At 68.7% G+C, this 15,503-nt stretch carries 14 protein-coding genes; 7 read left to right on the forward strand and 7 right to left on the reverse strand.

What is annotated here, in order from left to right; genetic code table 11:
- Positions 1–8 precede the first annotated feature (8 nt).
- The gene (locus B9D87_RS21695; RefSeq protein ID WP_007768544.1) at positions 9–1,235 is read left to right on the forward strand and encodes an O-succinylhomoserine sulfhydrylase; all 1,227 of its coding nucleotides are present in this window, start codon (positions 9–11) and stop codon (positions 1,233–1,235) included.
- Here the strand turns inward: B9D87_RS21695 and B9D87_RS21700 are convergent.
- The 5 genes from B9D87_RS21700 to B9D87_RS21720 form a co-directional block, all read right to left on the reverse strand.
- The gene (locus tag B9D87_RS21700; RefSeq protein WP_007768542.1) at positions 1,232–2,611 is read right to left on the reverse strand and encodes an NAD(P)/FAD-dependent oxidoreductase; all 1,380 of its coding nucleotides are present in this window, start codon (positions 2,609–2,611) and stop codon (positions 1,232–1,234) included. The genes B9D87_RS21695 and B9D87_RS21700 overlap by 4 nt on opposite strands.
- A 919-nt stretch (positions 2,612–3,530) precedes the next feature.
- Entirely contained in the window at positions 3,531–4,151 is a 621-nt protein-coding gene (locus B9D87_RS21705; RefSeq protein ID WP_007768541.1) for a hypothetical protein, read from the reverse strand.
- Positions 4,152–4,156: 5 nt separating this feature from the next.
- On the reverse strand, positions 4,157–4,819 hold the full coding sequence (locus B9D87_RS21710) for a TetR/AcrR family transcriptional regulator (protein ID WP_007768538.1): 663 nt from the start codon (positions 4,817–4,819) through the stop codon (positions 4,157–4,159).
- Positions 4,820–4,826: 7 nt separating this feature from the next.
- Positions 4,827–5,975, reverse strand: a complete 1,149-nt coding sequence (locus B9D87_RS21715) for an acyl-CoA dehydrogenase family protein (RefSeq protein WP_007768536.1) — start codon at positions 5,973–5,975, stop codon at positions 4,827–4,829.
- Between the two features lie 13 nt (positions 5,976–5,988).
- A complete protein-coding gene (locus tag B9D87_RS21720; protein ID WP_007768533.1) occupies positions 5,989–7,173 on the reverse strand; it encodes an acyl-CoA dehydrogenase family protein in 1,185 nt (394 codons plus the stop codon).
- Positions 7,174–7,310: 137 nt separating this feature from the next.
- Here B9D87_RS21720 and B9D87_RS21725 point away from each other — a divergent pair, with 137 nt between their 5' ends.
- The 3 genes from B9D87_RS21725 to B9D87_RS21735 are packed head-to-tail and all read left to right on the forward strand — an operon-like array spanning position 7,311 to position 9,081.
- Positions 7,311–7,682, forward strand: a complete 372-nt coding sequence (locus tag B9D87_RS21725) for a DUF3054 domain-containing protein (RefSeq protein WP_040629349.1) — start codon at positions 7,311–7,313, stop codon at positions 7,680–7,682.
- A gap of 7 nt (positions 7,683–7,689) precedes the next feature.
- The gene (locus B9D87_RS21730) at positions 7,690–8,571 is read left to right on the forward strand and encodes an SAM-dependent methyltransferase (protein WP_007768519.1); all 882 of its coding nucleotides are present in this window, start codon (positions 7,690–7,692) and stop codon (positions 8,569–8,571) included.
- Positions 8,572–8,577: 6 nt separating this feature from the next.
- The gene (locus B9D87_RS21735; RefSeq protein ID WP_040629564.1) at positions 8,578–9,081 is read left to right on the forward strand and encodes a GNAT family N-acetyltransferase; all 504 of its coding nucleotides are present in this window, start codon (positions 8,578–8,580) and stop codon (positions 9,079–9,081) included.
- 159 nt (positions 9,082–9,240) lie between these two features.
- Here the strand turns inward: B9D87_RS21735 and B9D87_RS21740 are convergent, their stop codons facing one another.
- The gene (locus B9D87_RS21740) at positions 9,241–9,987 is read right to left on the reverse strand and encodes an MBL fold metallo-hydrolase (protein WP_040629345.1); all 747 of its coding nucleotides are present in this window, start codon (positions 9,985–9,987) and stop codon (positions 9,241–9,243) included.
- Positions 9,988–10,051: 64 nt separating this feature from the next.
- Between B9D87_RS21740 and fgd the strand changes: the two genes are divergently transcribed.
- From fgd to B9D87_RS21755, 3 genes are read left to right on the forward strand one after another with little or no spacing between them, the layout of a single operon-like run.
- Complete coding sequence (fgd, locus tag B9D87_RS21745) at positions 10,052–11,062, forward strand: glucose-6-phosphate dehydrogenase (coenzyme-F420) (protein WP_007768513.1); 1,011 nt, start codon at positions 10,052–10,054, stop codon at positions 11,060–11,062.
- A gap of 37 nt (positions 11,063–11,099) precedes the next feature.
- Complete coding sequence (gene pta / locus B9D87_RS21750) at positions 11,100–13,163, forward strand: phosphate acetyltransferase (protein WP_007768511.1); 2,064 nt, start codon at positions 11,100–11,102, stop codon at positions 13,161–13,163.
- The gene (locus B9D87_RS21755) at positions 13,160–14,323 is read left to right on the forward strand and encodes an acetate kinase (RefSeq protein ID WP_007768510.1); all 1,164 of its coding nucleotides are present in this window, start codon (positions 13,160–13,162) and stop codon (positions 14,321–14,323) included. Before pta ends, B9D87_RS21755 begins: the two co-directional genes overlap by 4 nt.
- Here the strand turns inward: B9D87_RS21755 and B9D87_RS21760 are convergent.
- The gene (locus B9D87_RS21760) at positions 14,312–15,496 is read right to left on the reverse strand and encodes a DUF1501 domain-containing protein (RefSeq protein ID WP_007768508.1); all 1,185 of its coding nucleotides are present in this window, start codon (positions 15,494–15,496) and stop codon (positions 14,312–14,314) included. The two genes, B9D87_RS21755 and B9D87_RS21760, sit on opposite strands and share 12 nt — an antisense overlap.
- Positions 15,497–15,503 lie beyond the last annotated feature (7 nt).

Here is a 15,503-nt window from a genome sequence, read left to right on the forward strand (position 1 = left end):
AACCGACGATGACCCCAGCCGACGACGACTCCGTTCGCACGCCCGCGGCGCTGCCGGAGGGAGTCAGCCAGGCGACCATCGGCGTGCGCGGGGGGCTGCTGCGGTCGGGCTTCGACGAGACCGCCGAGGCGATGTATCTGACGTCGGGCTATGTCTACGAGTCGGCGGCGATTGCGGAGCAGTCGTTCACCGGCGAGGTGGACCACTTCGTCTACTCGCGCTACGGCAACCCGACCGTGACGATGTTCGAGGAGCGGCTGCGCCTGCTCGAAGGGGCGCCCGCGGCCTTCGCCACCGCGAGCGGCATGGCCGCGGTGTTCACCTCGCTGGGGGCGCTGCTGGGCGCGGGGGACCGGCTGGTCGCCTCGCGCAGCCTGTTCGGCTCGTGCTTCGTGGTGTGCAACGAGATCCTGCCGCGCTGGGGTGTCGAGACCGTCTTCGTCGACGGCGACGACCTGGCGCAGTGGGAGCAGGCGCTGTCGGTGCCGACCACGGCGGTGTTCTTCGAGACGCCGTCGAATCCGATGCAGTCGCTGGTGGACATCGCCGCGGTGTGCGAGCTTGCCCACGCCGCGGGCGCAAAGGTGGTGCTGGACAACGTTTTCGCCACGCCGCTGTTGCAGCAGGGCATTCCGCTCGGGGTCGACGTGGTGGTGTACTCCGGCACCAAGCACATCGACGGCCAGGGCCGGGTGCTCGGCGGGGCCATCCTGGGCGACAAGGAGTACATCGACGGCCCGGTGCAGAAGCTGATGCGGCACACCGGCCCCGCGATGAGCGCGTTCAATGCCTGGGTGCTGGTGAAAGGGCTTGAGACGCTGGCGGTTCGGGTGGAGCACAGCAATTCCTCGGCCTTCCGGATCGCCGAGTTCCTGGAGACCCATCCGGCGGTGAGTTGGGTCCGCTACCCGTACCTGTCCTCGCACCCGCAATACGACCTGGCCAAGCGCCAGATGTCCGGCGGGGGAACGGTGATCACCTTCGCGCTCGACTGCCCCGACAGCGCGGCCAAGGGTCGCGCCTTCGAGGTGCTGGACAAACTGCAGCTGATCGACATCTCGAACAATCTCGGCGACGCCAAATCGCTTGTCACGCACCCCGCGACCACCACCCACCGGGCGATGGGCCCGGAGGGGCGCGCGGCGATCGGGCTCGGCGACGGCGTGGTGCGCATCTCCGTCGGGCTGGAAGGCACCGACGATCTCATCGCCGACATCGACCGGGCGCTGAGTTAACCGGCCTGTTTCTCGGCGGAGTCGACGTGCTCGGCCGCCGCCAGCGTGCCGTCCTGCGCTTGGCGCTCCAGCCAGTCGACCACCGGCCGGGCGTAGATCATCTGGCTGGTGATGGCCATCTGGCCGCGGGTGCGGCCCAGGAACGAGATGCCCCAGGCGAACATGGCGGCAATGCGGTTGCGGTGGCCGATCAGGTAGTACAGGTGCAGCAGCAGCCAGGCCAGCCAGGCGACGAATCCGGCGAACTCCACCTTGCCGACCTGCGCGACCGCGCTGTAGCGCGAGATCAGCGCCATGCTGCCCTTGTTGACGTATCTGAACGGCTTGCGTTCGGCCGGATCGTCGTGGCCCTTGGCGGCCTGCTTGATGATGGCGGCCGCGTATTTGGCGCCCTGGATCGCACCCTGCGCCATGCCGGGGACGCCGGGCACCGACATCAGGTCGCCGACCACGAAGACGTACGGGTGCCCTTTGACGGTGAGGTCGGGTTCGACGATCACCCTTCCGGCGCGGTCGGTTTCGGTGCCGTCGGACTGCTCGGCGATCATCGCGCCCAGCGAACTGGCCTGCACCCCGGCCGCCCACACCTTGCACGCACACTCGATGCGGCGCTCGCCGCCGTCCTTCTCCTTGATCGTGATGCCCATGTAGTCGACCGCGGACACCATCGCGTTGAGCTGGACCTCGACGTCCATCTTCTCCAGCCGCCGCTGCGCCTTGAGGCCGAGCTTGGGACCCATCGGCGGCAGCACGGCGGGCGCCGCGTCCAGCAGGATGACGCGGCATTCGCTGGGGGTGATCGTCCGGAACGCGCCGGCCAGCGTGCGCTCGGCCAGCTGGACGATCTCGCCCGCCAGCTCGACGCCGGTGGGCCCGGCCCCGACCACCACGAAGGTCAGCCGGCGCTGGCGCTCGGCGGGATCGGTGGCGACCTCGGCGGCCTCGAACGCGCCCAGGATGCGGCCGCGCAGCTCCAGGGCGTCGTCGATGCTCTTCATCCCGGGCGCGAAGGCGGCGTACTCGTCGTGGCCGAAGTAGGACTGCTGCGCGCCGGCGGCCACGATCAGGCTGTCGTACTGCGTCACCGTGTCCATGCCCATCAGGTGGGAGGTGACCGTCTTCGCCGTGAGGTCGACGGCCGAGACTTCGCCCCACAGCACCCGCACGTTTTGCTGTCGGCGCAGGATCAGCCGGGTGGTCGGCGCGATGTCGCCCTCGGACAGGATTCCGGTGGCCACCTGATACAGCAGCGGCTGGAACAGGTGCGTGGTCGTTTTCGAGATGACGGTGATGTCGACGTCGGCGCGCCTGAGCGCCTTGGCCGCGGACAGTCCGCCGAAGCCGCTTCCGATGATGACGACACGATGGCGCGACATGCCGGTCCCTTCTTCACGGGTGGGCCTGGGTGCCAATCTTCCCAGCGCATGTCCACCGTACGACGCCACCCGGGAGAAAGGCGAGGCATCCTCCGATTGCCGGAGCGCCGCGCGCGACAACCACAAGCGGCCGAAGGGACGTCACAGGACGAAAGCCGTTGCAGGGGGTCGGGTCTCGGCACTTCACGGTTGTGCCGGCGCGGCAAGGCGCCGCGCCACCACCTGCCCAGGTATGGGGGTGGGCTGGCGTTCACCCGAAATGCCTTGTGTGGTGCAGGATCCCAGCCGGAGCCGCGCAGGATCAGCGTCCCTTTCGCGGCTCCGGCCGGTCACCCGTTGGTCTTCGCTATACGCGAAGGTAGATCCGAACGAAAAGCCGGAAATTACTTGGTGGCCCGTTCGGTTACTGCACTGCTATCCGGTGCAGGTCAAACCGGGTCCGCAATCGATAACGAGCGGAACCGTGCACGCCGAGGTCATTGGTGCTGCGAGAGCGAGGACCAAGGCGAGGACAATTTTGCCGGTACGACGTGACATAAGAACCCCCTTCGTCTGGGAGACGATTGTCTGATGCCCGACGTGGGTTAGCTTACGTGCTCAACGGCTCGTGGATAAGGGATTTCGCGAATATCACCGCCCGATTCGTCAAACGGATGACTCGCGATCGCCGGCCGGACGCGGCCGGCTCGACCCGAATGCGATTTCAGCAAAATTGCGCACACCGCAGAAATGGAAATATCCTGCGCGGCTAAGTCGGTGCGGCTATATTGGGACGCTAATTTCCGGCTGCTCGGCGTCGCCGTGCGCTAGCGGGATATGAATTCAAGTCGGCGGCCAAATCGGCGGTGGCGACGTCGCGGCGAAACTGTCAACCGGGCAATCGGTTTCGAACGGCCGCGGGGCGGCGCCTCAGCTGGGCCTAGAACGGCCACGCGTTGGCGTCGCTCTTGTACTTGGCGTTGAGGTCGCTGCAGAAGTCGGCGGCGGTGCCGGCGAGCAGGATGTAATACGTCTCGCCGCGGCGGCTTTCGTAGGAGGTGGGAGTGGTCCAGCCGTTGTTGCACATCGCGGCTTCGCCGCCGGCGGTCGTCCTGCGCCAGTTGGTCTTGGCACAGGCGACCAGGCTGTCGACATTGGGGGTGGCACTCTTGGCCGCGACCAACATCGCGCCTCCCCACTGGCCGTCGTTGCGCCGATAGGCGCGGGCGCCGAATCCGGCGTTGTTGGTCTGGCAGGTCAACGCCCGGCGCAGCAGCGCGAAGGGGCCCGCGAGCTGCTGGTTGGCGGAGCCGGCCGCGGCCGTGATGAATTGCGCCGCGTCCGAGCCGTCCACCTCCTGGACCGTATTGGGGTTGCCAAAGCTGAAGAGCTGCTGCGAGATTCCCTGCCCGGCGGCCGAGCCTCCGCCGATGATCGGGCCGGCGCCGCTGGAGGTCATCGCGGGCAGCGCGGCATCGGCGCCCGCCGCGGGCATCCCGGTGGTGGCACCCAGGGCCAGCAGCGCGGCCATGGTGCGCATCGCGCGGGCGGTGATTCTCATGCCCTTCATTTCAGCACGTGCGCGTAGTCGGCGCGGCGGTCCTCGGCAATCAAGCCGGTCAGCACGTGGCGGGTCTGCAGCGCGATGTACTCATCGACGCTGTAGATCGGCCCGAAGTGCCACTGCTTGAGCGCCCAGCCGTGGGCGAGCAGCACGATGTCGACCACGGTGAGGTCGACATCGACGCGACGGAAGACGCCCTGGGCGATGCCGGCCTCGACGACCGCGCGCAGCGGTGCGGCGGTGGCGATTTCGAGGTCCTTGATCTGGCTGCGGCCCGGCGCCGCGAGGGTGCGGCTCTCGCGGTAGGTCAGCACCACCCCGTCGAGGTTCTCGTCGACGATCTCGATGTAGCGGCGCACACCCGCGGTCAACTGGTCGACGACGTCGTCGCCGGCCGCGGCGATGACCGGGGCCAGCTGATCGCGGAACGCGTCCAGGATCCGCACGATCGTCGCGAGCAGCAGGTCCTCCTTGCCGCCGAAGTACCGGTAGATCAGGCCGACGCTGACCTTGGCCTCGGCGGCCAGATCCTGCATGGACATCTGATGAAACCCGTTGCGGCCCATGACCTTGACCGCGGCGTCGAGGACCTGACGGCGCCGCGAGCCGGCCCGGGCCGCCCGCACCGCCTCCTCGACCGGCAGCTCGCTGTAATCGGTGACCATCACACCCTCAGATGCCCAGGTCCTTGGCGATGATCGTCTTCATGATCTCGTTGGTGCCGCCGTAGATGGTCTGAATGCGGGCGTCGACGAAGGCGCGCGCCACGCCGTATTCGCGCATGTAGCCGTACCCGCCGTGCAGCTGCAGGCAGCGGTCTGCGGTGCGCACCTGCAGGTCGGTGGTCCACCATTTCAGCCGGGCGGCACGGGCGGCCGTCAGCTCACCCTCCAGGTGCTCGGCCAGGCAGTCGTCGAGATAGGTACGTGCGATGTCGATTTCGGTCGCCAGCTCGGCGAGCACGAATTGGGTGTTCTGGAAGCTGGCGATCGGTGAGCCGAACGCCGTGCGGTCGCGCACGTAGTCGAGGGTCTCGGCGAGGATGCCTTCGGCGGCGGCCACCGCCCCCACCCCGAGCGCGAGCCGTTCCTGGGGCAGGTTCTTCATCAGCTGGTAGAAGCCCTTGCCCTCCTCCTCGAGCAGATTGGCCTTCGGCACCCGCATATCGGTGAAGGTGAGCTCGCTGGTGTCCTGGGCGTGCAGGCCGATCTTCTCCAGGTTGCGGCCGCGGGAGAAGCCGGGCGTGGCGGGGTCGACGACCAGCAGCGACAGCCCGTGGTGGCGGTCCGGCGAGGTGCGCACCGCGATGACGAAGAGGTCGCCGATCTGTCCGTTGGAGATGAACGTCTTGGCGCCGTTGACGACGTAGTCGTCACCGTCGCGCACCGCCGTCGTGCGGATTCCGGCGAGGTCGCTGCCGGTTCCGGGCTCGGTCATCGCGATGGCGAGCACCGTTTCGCCGGTGACCACGCCGGGCAGCCAGCGCTGTTGCTGTTCCGGCGTGGTCAGATCGGTGAGATACGGCAGTACCACGTCGTTTTGCAGCGTGAAGGCGATGGCCTCGGCGGCCGCCCCCGCTCGCTGCAGTTCGTCGATCACGATCGCGTTGTAGCGGAAGTCGCAGACGCCCGGCCCGCCGAGATGCTCGGGCACCGAGAAGCCCAGCAACCCGAGCTTGCCCGCCTCGACGAACAGCGAGCGGTCCCACTGGCCGTCCCGCTCCCACTTCTCGTGGTTGGGCACCACCGTCTGCCGGACGAAATCGGTGACCAGGTCCCGGAACTGGTGGTGCTCGGACGTGTACTGCAGGCGTGTGGCCATCGGTGCTCCTGTGTCAGCGGAAGGCGTCGCTGCCGGTGAACGCCTGGCCGAGGACGAGCTGATGCATCTCCGGGGTGCCCTCGTACGTCAGCACCGACTCCAGGTTGACCATGTGCCGGATCACGGGATATTCCAGCGATATTCCGTTGCCGCCCAATATGGTTCGCGCGGTCCGGCAGATCTTGATGGCCTCACGGGTGTTGTTGAGCTTGCCGAAGCTGACCTGCTCGGGTCGCAACCCGACGCTGTCCTTGAGGCGGCCCAGGTGCAGCGACAGCAGCTGACCCTTGTGCAGCTCGACCGCCATGTCGACGAGCTTGGCCTGGGTCAGCTGGAAGCCGGCGATGGGGCGGCCGAACTGGGTGCGTTGGGTGGCGTAATCCAGCGCGGCCTGCCAGGCCGAGCGGGCCGCCCCCATGGAACCCCAGATGATTCCGTACCGGGCCTCGGACAGGCAGGACAGCGGCCCACGCAGCCCCTTGGCCTCGGGCAGCATCGCGTCGGCGGGCACCCGGACGTCATCGAGCACCAGCTCACTGGTGATCGACGCGCGCAGCGACAGCTTGTGATGAATCGTGTTGGCGGAAAACCCCGGCGTCTTGGTCGGCACGACGAAGCCGCGGATCCCGTCGTCGGTGGCGGCCCAGACCACCGCGACGTCGGCGACCGAGCCGTTGGTGATCCACAGCTTGCGGCCGTTCAGCACCCAGTCCGAACCATCTTGGCGCGCGCGGGTTTTCATCGCGGCCGGATCGGAGCCGACGTCGGGTTCGGTCAGCCCGAAACAGCCGAGCAGCTCACCGGTGGCCATGCCGGGCAGCCATTGCTGCTTCTGCTCCTCGGACCCGAAATTCCAGATCGCGAACATCGCCAGCGACCCCTGCACCGAGACCATCGAGCGCAGGCCGGAGTCGGCCGCCTCCAGCTCCACGCAGGCCAGCCCGTAGTGCACGGCGGAGGCGCCGCCGCAGCCGTACCCGTCGAGGTGCATGCCCAGCAGGCCGAGGTGGCCGAATCCCTTGGCCAGTTCGCGGACCGGCAGGTCACCGATTTCGAACCACTCCGCGACGTGCGGCAGGACGTGCTCGGCGCAGAATTCCCGCACGGTGTCGCGCACCGCTAGCTCGTCGCTGGAGAGCGAGGCGTCGAGGCCGAGTGGGTCGTCGCGGTCGAAGGCGGGTGGCGTCTTGGTGCTCATGGGATCAGCCTGCCATCGTCGGGGCCCCGGTCACCACCGCCGGGCCGCCGGAGTGAATGGGCATTCATTCCCGACGAATCTAGGTTCACCGCGGCTGCGCGGTCAAGGAACGCGCGGCGTCCCGGTAGTCTGCCTGCATGCTTAGGCTCCAGCGGCCGGCCTGGCTCGCGGTGGACGTGATCGGCGTGCTGGTGTTCTGCGCCGTGGGGCGCCGCAGCCACGACGAAGGCCTCAATGTCACCGGCATCGCCGTGACGGCGTGGCCGTTTCTCACCGGCACCGTGGTCGGCTGGCTGATTTCCCGCGGGTGGCGGCGGCCGACTGCGGTGGCACCGACCGGGGTCATCGTGTGGTTGTCCACCGTGGTCGTCGGCATGCTGTTGCGCAAGGCGACCTCCGCGGGGGTGGCGGCGAGCTTCGTGGTGGTGGCGACGACGGTCACCGCGCTGTTGTTGCTCGGCTGGCGCGTGGCCGCCGGGCTGGCCCTGCGGCGTCGCTCCGGCGTCTGAGGCGACCATGGCGCAGACGGCCGACGTGGCGGTGACCGCAACCTTCGGAGCGGCCGCGCGGGCCGTGGCCACTCACAAAGGCCTGCTGAGCGACCCGTTCGCCGAGCCGCTGCTGTGCGCCGTCGGGATCGACTACCTCACCCGGGCGATCAAGGATCACGTGTTCGCCGAGGACGACGGGGACGACCCGGCGATGACGGCCTTGATGGACGCGCTGGCGGCGCACACCCGGTTCGTCGACGAATTCCTGGCCGACGCCGGCCGCGCGGGCATCCGGCAGGTGGTGATCCTGGCGTCGGGCCTGGACACCCGGCCGTATCGGCTGTGGTGGCCGCGGGGGACCACCGTCTATGAGATCGATCAACCTCAGGTGCTCGACTTCAAATCCGAAGTGCTGCACGAGCTGGACGCCGAATTGGCGACCCACCGATGCGCGATCGGCGTTGACCTGCAACAGGATTGGCCGGCGGCGCTGCGTCGGGTCGGGTTCGACGCCGCCCAGCCCACGGTCTGGGTCGCCGAGCAGCTGCTCGTCGGGTATCTACCGCCCGACGAGCACAATCAGTTGCTGAACGGCGTCACCGCCTCGAGCGCGCCGGGCAGCCGGTTCACCGCCGATCACATGCCCACCTGGAATCCGTTGCAGCTCGGGGCCGAGCGCGCCTTCGTCGACGGCTGGCGGCAGCGCGGCCTGGACGTCGACCTGGCCAGCCTGACCTATCCCGGCGAATACCACTACGTGCCAGAGTATTTGGCGTCGAATGGCTGGGAGACAGCCGGTCGGAGCATCAACGATCTGCTGGGCGCGATAGGGCTGGGCAGGCGGCGGCGCACCGGGGCCGGCGATTCGGAGTTCATCCCGGAATACGTCACCGCGACACGCGTTTGAGTGTTGGTGATGCCGGAACCTTGCCCGCCGCACGGCCAACTGCGGTTCGTGTCGGCAACTCACGACGACCCGCTGGCGCAACCGCTGCTGGCCGAGCTGGCCGTCGAGTATGCGCAGCGGTACGGCGGCACGCCGAGCACCCACCTGACCTGGCTGCCCGTGCCGCGGGCCGAGTTGGCGCCGCCCGACGGTGGCCTGCTGATCGGCGTGGTGGACGGCGTGCCGGTGACCGGCGGGGCGTTTCGCCGCTACGACGCCGACACCGCGGAGCTCAAGCGGATCTGGACCGACGGCGCCCACCGCCGCCGTGGCTACGCGAGGGCGCTGCTGGCGGAGCTGGAGGCCGAGACGCGGGCGCGCGGGTATCGGCGGCTCTACCTGATCACCGGCAACCGGCAGCCCGAGGCCGAGGCGCTGTACGACGCGACGGGGTATACCCGGATCGAGCCGGACCCGCTGCCGTCGTGGGGTCCGTTCCTGCCGATCGCCTTCGAGAAGTGGCTGATCTGACCGTCTGCTTCGGCCGTCTTCGGCCTTCGCCGGTTGAGTGTGAATCGTCGGCTTTCAGTGTGAATCCTTGGTGGCGACACGCCGACAACGGCCGCCGTAGGTTCACACTCGATACCAAGGTTTCACACTCAAAGGTGTGAATTCACAAGACTTCTCCGGTCACTGGGCCAGCACGATGGCCCGTGCGGTCGCCTCCCGGATGGGGCCGCGCCACACGTCGCCGTGCCCGGGCAGCAAGACCTCGGTGTCCAGCAGGGCCAGCGCGTCCAGGCTGCGCAGCGAATTCTGCTGGCTGTGGCTGAACACCGCCGGCAGCAGCTGCGGCCCGCTGCGGCGCAGCAGCGGGTGCCCGGTGATCAGCGCGTCGCCACTGACCAGCACGCCGTCGACCACGTACGAGCAGTGCCCGCTGGTGTGCCCCGGGGTGAACACCGCGCTGGGGTGGCCCGGCAGGCCGGCGGCGACCTCGGCGGTCAGCGGCCGGGTGGACGGGATGCCGTCGCGGATCAGGCCGCCGCTGCGCAGCACGTGCAACCCCCAGGCCGCCCAGCGCGGCCGCCAAATACGCAGGGCGACATCGAAAACCGACGCCTGTTCCAGGTACTCCCGCTTGGCGTGCCCCACCTCCTCGGCGTGGCAGTACACGTCGGTGCCGTACTCGTTGGCCAGCCAGATCGCCGAGCCCAGGTGGTCGATGTGGGCGTGGGTGAGCAGGACGGCGCGCACGTCGCCGGGGCCGTAGCTCAGTTCCCGCAGCGACGACAGCACGTCCTCGCGGTCGCCGGGATATCCCGCGTCGATCAGCAGCACGCCGGTGCCGTCGACCACCAGCGTCCAGTTAACGGCCTCGCCCTGGGCGAGGTACACCGTGTCGGTCACTTGCACGAGAGTCGGCGCCGATCCCATGCCCGCGAGTGTAGGAGCCGGGCGCGGCGGGTCGCGACCGTCGGCACAGGAGTAGAAAAGACTCGTGGCTGAACTGAAACTCGGATACAAAGCGTCCGCTGAACAATTTGCACCGCGCGAGCTCGTCGAACTCGCTGTCGCCGCCGAAGGGCACGGCATGGACAGCGCAACCGTCAGCGACCACTTCCAGCCGTGGCGGCACGAGGGCGGACACGCCCCGTTCTCGCTCGCCTGGATGACCGCCGTCGGCGAGCGCACCAAGAGGCTGGTGCTGGGCACCTCGGTGCTCACCCCGACCTTCCGCTACAACCCCGCGGTCATCGCGCAGGCGTTCGCCACGATGGGCTGCCTCTACCCCGATCGCATCTTCCTCGGCGTCGGCACCGGCGAGTCGCTCAACGAGATAGCCACCGGCTACGAGGGCGAGTGGCCGGAGTTCAAGGAACGCTACGCCCGGCTGCGCGAATCGGTGCGGCTGATGCGTGAGCTGTGGCTCGGCGACCGCGTCGACTTCGAGGGCGAGTACTACCACACCAAGGGCGCCTCCATCTACGACGTTCCGGAGGGCGGCATCCCGATCTACATCGCCGCGGGCGGCCCGCAGGTGGCCAAGTACGCGGGGCGGGCCGGCGACGGCTTCATCTGTACCTCGGGCAAGGGCGAGGAGCTGTACAAGGACAAGCTGATGCCCGCCATGAAGGAGGGCGCCGAGGCGGCCGGAAAGAACCCCGACGACATCGACCGGATGATCGAAATCAAGATCTCCTATGACACCGACCCGGACAAGGCGCTGGAGAACACCCGGTTCTGGGCGCCGCTGTCGCTGACGGCCGAGCAGAAGACCAGCATCCACGACCCGCTGGAGATGGAGAAGGCCGCCGATGAGCTGCCCATCGAGCAGGTCGCCAAGCGCTGGATCGTGGCATCCGACCCCGACGAGGCGGTCGAAAAGGTCGGCCAGTACGTCAAGTGGGGCCTCAACCACCTGGTGTTCCACGCGCCCGGCCACGACCAACGCCGGTTCCTGGAGCTGTTCGAGAAGGACCTGGCGCCGCGGCTGCGGCGGCTGGCCTGAGGGGCGGCCGAATGGTCTCCGGCGCTGTGTCAGTTCAGTGACAGCGATCTACATCGCCGCCCCCGAGCCGGAGACCGGCAAGTCGACCATTGCGCTCGGGCTGCTGCACCGGTTGACCGCGACGGTCGCGAAAGTCGGTGTGTTCCGGCCCATTACGCGCTCAGACGGCGACGAGCGCGACTACATCCTGGAACTGCTGCTGACGCGGACCACCGCGGGCCTGTCCTACGAGCAGTGCGTCGGCGTCACCTACCAGCAGCTGCACGCCGACGGTGACGCCGCCCTGGCCGCCGTCGTGGACGCCTATCACGCGGTGGCCGAGGCATGCGACGTCGTGGTGATCGTGGGCAGCGACTACACCGACGTGGCACGGCCGGCGGAACTTTCCACCAACGCGCGCATCGCGGTCAACCTCGGTGCGCCCCTGCTGCTGACGGTCAGCGGCAAGGGGCGCACGGCCGCCGAGATCGCCGGCGTCATCGACGTCTGCCTGGCCGAGCTGGACGCCCAGCACGCCCACACCGCGGCGGTGGTGGCCAACCGCTGTGATCCGGACAGGCTGACCGACATCGCCGCGGCCCTGCGCAATTTCGCGCAGCGCAGCTACGTGCTGCCCGAGGAACCGCTGCTGTCGGCTCCGACGGTGGCCGAACTGGAAAAGGCGGTCGGTGGAACGCCGGTCAGCGGCGAGGAGTCGCTGCGCGAACGCGAGGTCACCGGCGTGCTGGTCGCCGGGATGACCGCCGACCACGTCCTGGAGCGGCTGCGTGACGGCATCGCGGTCATCACCCCCGGGGACCGCTCGGACGTGGTGCTCGCCGTCGCCAGTGCCCATGCCGCGGAAGGTTTTCCGTCGCTGTCGTGCATCGTGCTCAACGGCGGTTTCACGCTGCACCCGTCCATCGCCGCCCTGGTCGCGGGGCTTCGGTTGCGGCTACCGATCGTCGCCACCGCACTGGGCACCTACGACACCGCCAGCGCGGCGGCGTCGGCGCGGGGCAGGGTCACCGCGACGTCGCAGCGCAAGATCGACACCGCGCTGGAGCTGATGGACCGCCGCGTCGACATCACCGATCTGCTTGCGCAGCTCGCCCTTCCGATCCCGACCGTCGTCACGCCGCAGATGTTCATTCACCAGCTGACGCTGCAGGCCCGTTCGGATCGTAAGCACATCGTGCTTCCCGAAGGCGACGACGACCGGATCCTGCGGTCCGCCGGTCGGGTGCTGCAGCGCCGCATCGCCGACCTGACCATCCTGGGTGACGAGGCCCGAATCCGCCAGCGCGCGGGCGAACTCGGCGTGGACCTCGGTGATGCCACGGTGATCGACCCACGTGAAAGCAGGCTGCGCGACGAGTTCGCCGACCAGTACGCCGAGTTGCGCAAGGCCAAGGGCGTCACCGTCGAGCAGGCCCGCGAGGTCATGCGCGACAGCACCTATTTCGGCACCATGCTGGTGCACAACTGCTACGTCGACGGCATGGTGTCCGGCGCCGCGCACACCACCGCCCACACCGTCCGTCCCGCGTTCGAGATCATCAAGACGGTCCCCGACGTCTCGACGGTGTCCAGCATCTTCCTGATGTGCCTGCCGGATCGTGTGCTCGCGTACGGCGATTGCGCGATCATCCCGAACCCGACACCCGAGCAGCTGGCGGACATCGCGATCTCGTCGGCGCGCACCGCGGCGCGGTTCGGCATCGAACCGCGGGTGGCGATGCTGTCCTACTCGACCGGCGACTCGGGCACCGGCGCCGACGTCGACAAGGTAAGGGCGGCAACCGGATTGGTGCGCACGCGCGACCCCGACCTGCCGGTCGAGGGCCCCATCCAGTACGACGCGGCGATTGAACCGTCGGTAGCGGCCACCAAACTGCGCGACTCGCCGGTGGCCGGCCGCGCCACCGTGCTGATCTTCCCCGACCTCAACACCGGCAACAACACCTACAAGGCGGTGCAGCGCAGCGCCGGCGCACTCGCCATCGGGCCCGTGCTGCAGGGCCTGCGCAAGCCGGTGAACGACCTGTCCAGGGGCGCGCTGGTCGAGGACATCGTCAACACCGTGGCCATCACGGCGATCCAGGCGCAGGGGCAGCCATGACCGGCGGTGGCGACGCGCGCCTGGTGTTGGTGATCAACTCCGGCTCGTCATCCCTGAAATATCAAGTGGTCGAACCGGATTCGGGTGAAGCACGGGCGACGGGCCTCGTCGAGCGGATCGGGGAGGAGGCCTCGTCGGTGCCCGACCACGACGCCGCGCTGCGCCGCGCGTTCGACACGCTGGCCGGCGACGGCATCGACCTGAAGGCCAGCGGCATCGTTGCCGTGGGCCATCGGGTGGTGCACGGCGGCAACACCTTCCACCGGCCCACGCTGCTGGACGACGCGGTGATCGGCAAGCTCGACGAGCTGTCGGAGCTGGCCCCGCTGCACAATCCGCCGGCCCTCAAGGGCATCGAGGTCGCGCGCAAACTGCTGCCCGACATCGCCCACATCGCGGTGTTCGACACCGGCTTCTTTCACGACCTGCCTCCCGCGGCGGCCACCTACGCCATCGATCGCGACCTGGCGCAGCGGTATCAGATCCGCCGGTACGGGTTTCACGGGACGTCACACCGGTACGTCAGCGAGCAGGCCGCAGCGTTTCTGGACCGATCGGTCGGCGACCTGAAACAAATTGTGCTGCATCTGGGTAACGGTTGCTCCGCTTCGGCCATCGCCGGAACCCGGCCGCTGGACACCTCCATGGGCCTGACGCCCCTGGAGGGTCTGGTGATGGGCACGCGCAGCGGCGACATCGACCCCAGCGTCGTCGCCTACCTCGCGCACACGGCCGGGCTGGGGGTCGACGACGTCGAGTCGATGCTCAACCAGCGCTCGGGCGTGTTGGGCCTGTCCGGTGAGCGTGACTTCCGCCGGCTGCGGACGATGATCGAATCCGGTGACGAAGCGGCGCAATTGGCGTACAGCGTGTTCACCCATCGGCTGCGCAAGTACATCGGGGCCTACCTGGCGGTGCTGGGCCACACCGATGTCATCAGCTTCACCGCGGGGATCGGCGAGAACGACCCGGCGGTGCGCCGCGACGCGGTGTCCGGCATGGAGGAGCTGGGCATCGTGCTCGATCAGCGCCGCAACCTGGGCGGCGGCAAGGGCGCACGCCAGATCTCCGCCGACGATTCACCGGTCGCCGTGCTGGTGGTCCCGACGAACGAAGAACTGGCCATCGCCCGCGACTGCGTGAACGTGCTAGCCGGATAGGAAGCCGAGGGTGTTGCGGCCGGCGCCGACCGACGGCGCGGGATCGGTCCCGACCGTTCGCGCCAGCAGCTCGGCGTAGATGTCACGAAAATCGGTGGTGTACTTCAGGTCTCCGTTGTCGAGGTCGGTGAGGCTGGGCTGCTCGCCGTAGAAGCCGCCGTTCACCCGGGTACCCGCGACGAAGACGGGGCCAGCGGTGCCGTGGTCGGTGCCCTGCGAGGCGTTGGCCCGCACCCGGCGCCCGAATTCCGAGTACGCCAGCAGCACCACGTCGCGGCCGGCCATCTCCTGGACGAACGCGGTCACCGCCTCGTCGAACGTCTGCAGGAGCCGCTGCTGGGTCCCGCGCTCGCCGGCGTGCGTGTCGAAGCCGCCCAATTGCACCGTGTAGACCCGGGTGGGGACGCGGGCCTTGATGGCCTGGGCCACCACGCTCAGCTGGGCGGACAGCGAATTGTGCTCCTTGGCGGCGGGTTTCATTGAGGCGAAGGTGGTATCGGCCGTGCGCGCGGCGCGGTAGGCCTTGCACACCGCGGCCATCGCCGGCGTGTCCTCGGGGTCGTCGTCGCCCAGGGCGGCCATCACCGCGTCGAATTTCTCCGCCTTGCCCGGCCCGCCGCCCGGCGAAAGCGCCGCGGCCGTGCACTTGGCGCCGACGGCCAGCGGGGGCAACACGGCGCCGATGTTGACCGCCCGCAGTGGATCGTCTCCGGTGGCATCGAGCCAGCGGCCGATCCAGCCCGTCGACACCGGCTCGGCCGGTGACGCGGTCTGCCAGATGTCCATGGACCGGAAGTGGCTGTGGTCGGGCTTCGGGTAGCCCGCGCCGCGCACAATGGCCAGGCGACGCTGGTTCCACAGCCCCGCCAGTCCCTTCATCGCCGGGTTGAGCCCGAGTTGCTGATCGAGGTGCAACACATCGCCCGGGGCGTAGGCGAGTTCGGGCCGGGCGTCGTGATAGGCGTTGTCCGCGTAGGGAATCACGGTGTTGATCCCGTCATTGCCGCCGTAGAGCGTGGCGATCACCAGGATGCCGGCGCCGTCGGCCAGCGGACGGTCCCGTGCCGCGCGCATCAGGTCCGGCCAGTCGACGGCGACGGTTGCGGACAACAGCCCGGCCGCACCGGCGCCCGCGCTGGCGATCAGGAATCGGCGACGGTTCATCTCGGTCATGGCTGAT

This window comes from Mycobacterium colombiense CECT 3035, assembly GCF_002105755.1.
In the GTDB taxonomy this organism is placed as follows: domain Bacteria; phylum Actinomycetota; class Actinomycetes; order Mycobacteriales; family Mycobacteriaceae; genus Mycobacterium; species Mycobacterium colombiense.

Excerpts from the sequence above, each read along its gene's own strand:
- B9D87_RS21705 (WP_007768541.1), bottom strand. The coding sequence starts at position 4,151 with ATGAGAATCACCGCCCGCGCGATGCGCACCATGGCCGCGCTGCTGGCC.
- B9D87_RS21695 (WP_007768544.1), top strand. The coding sequence starts at position 9 with ATGACCCCAGCCGACGACGACTCCGTTCGCACGCCCGCGGCGCTGCCG.
- B9D87_RS21725 (WP_040629349.1), top strand. The coding sequence starts at position 7,311 with ATGCTTAGGCTCCAGCGGCCGGCCTGGCTCGCGGTGGACGTGATCGGC.
- B9D87_RS21755 (WP_007768510.1), top strand. The coding sequence starts at position 13,160 with ATGACCGGCGGTGGCGACGCGCGCCTGGTGTTGGTGATCAACTCCGGC.
- B9D87_RS21760 (WP_007768508.1), bottom strand. The coding sequence starts at position 15,496 with ATGACCGAGATGAACCGTCGCCGATTCCTGATCGCCAGCGCGGGCGCC.
- B9D87_RS21720 (WP_007768533.1), bottom strand. The coding sequence starts at position 7,173 with ATGAGCACCAAGACGCCACCCGCCTTCGACCGCGACGACCCACTCGGC.
- B9D87_RS21715 (WP_007768536.1), bottom strand. The coding sequence starts at position 5,975 with ATGGCCACACGCCTGCAGTACACGTCCGAGCACCACCAGTTCCGGGAC.
- B9D87_RS21730 (WP_007768519.1), top strand. The coding sequence starts at position 7,690 with ATGGCGCAGACGGCCGACGTGGCGGTGACCGCAACCTTCGGAGCGGCC.
- B9D87_RS21710 (WP_007768538.1), bottom strand. The coding sequence starts at position 4,819 with ATGGTCACCGATTACAGCGAGCTGCCGGTCGAGGAGGCGGTGCGGGCG.
- B9D87_RS21740 (WP_040629345.1), bottom strand. The coding sequence starts at position 9,987 with ATGGGATCGGCGCCGACTCTCGTGCAAGTGACCGACACGGTGTACCTC.
- B9D87_RS21700 (WP_007768542.1), bottom strand. The coding sequence starts at position 2,611 with ATGTCGCGCCATCGTGTCGTCATCATCGGAAGCGGCTTCGGCGGACTG.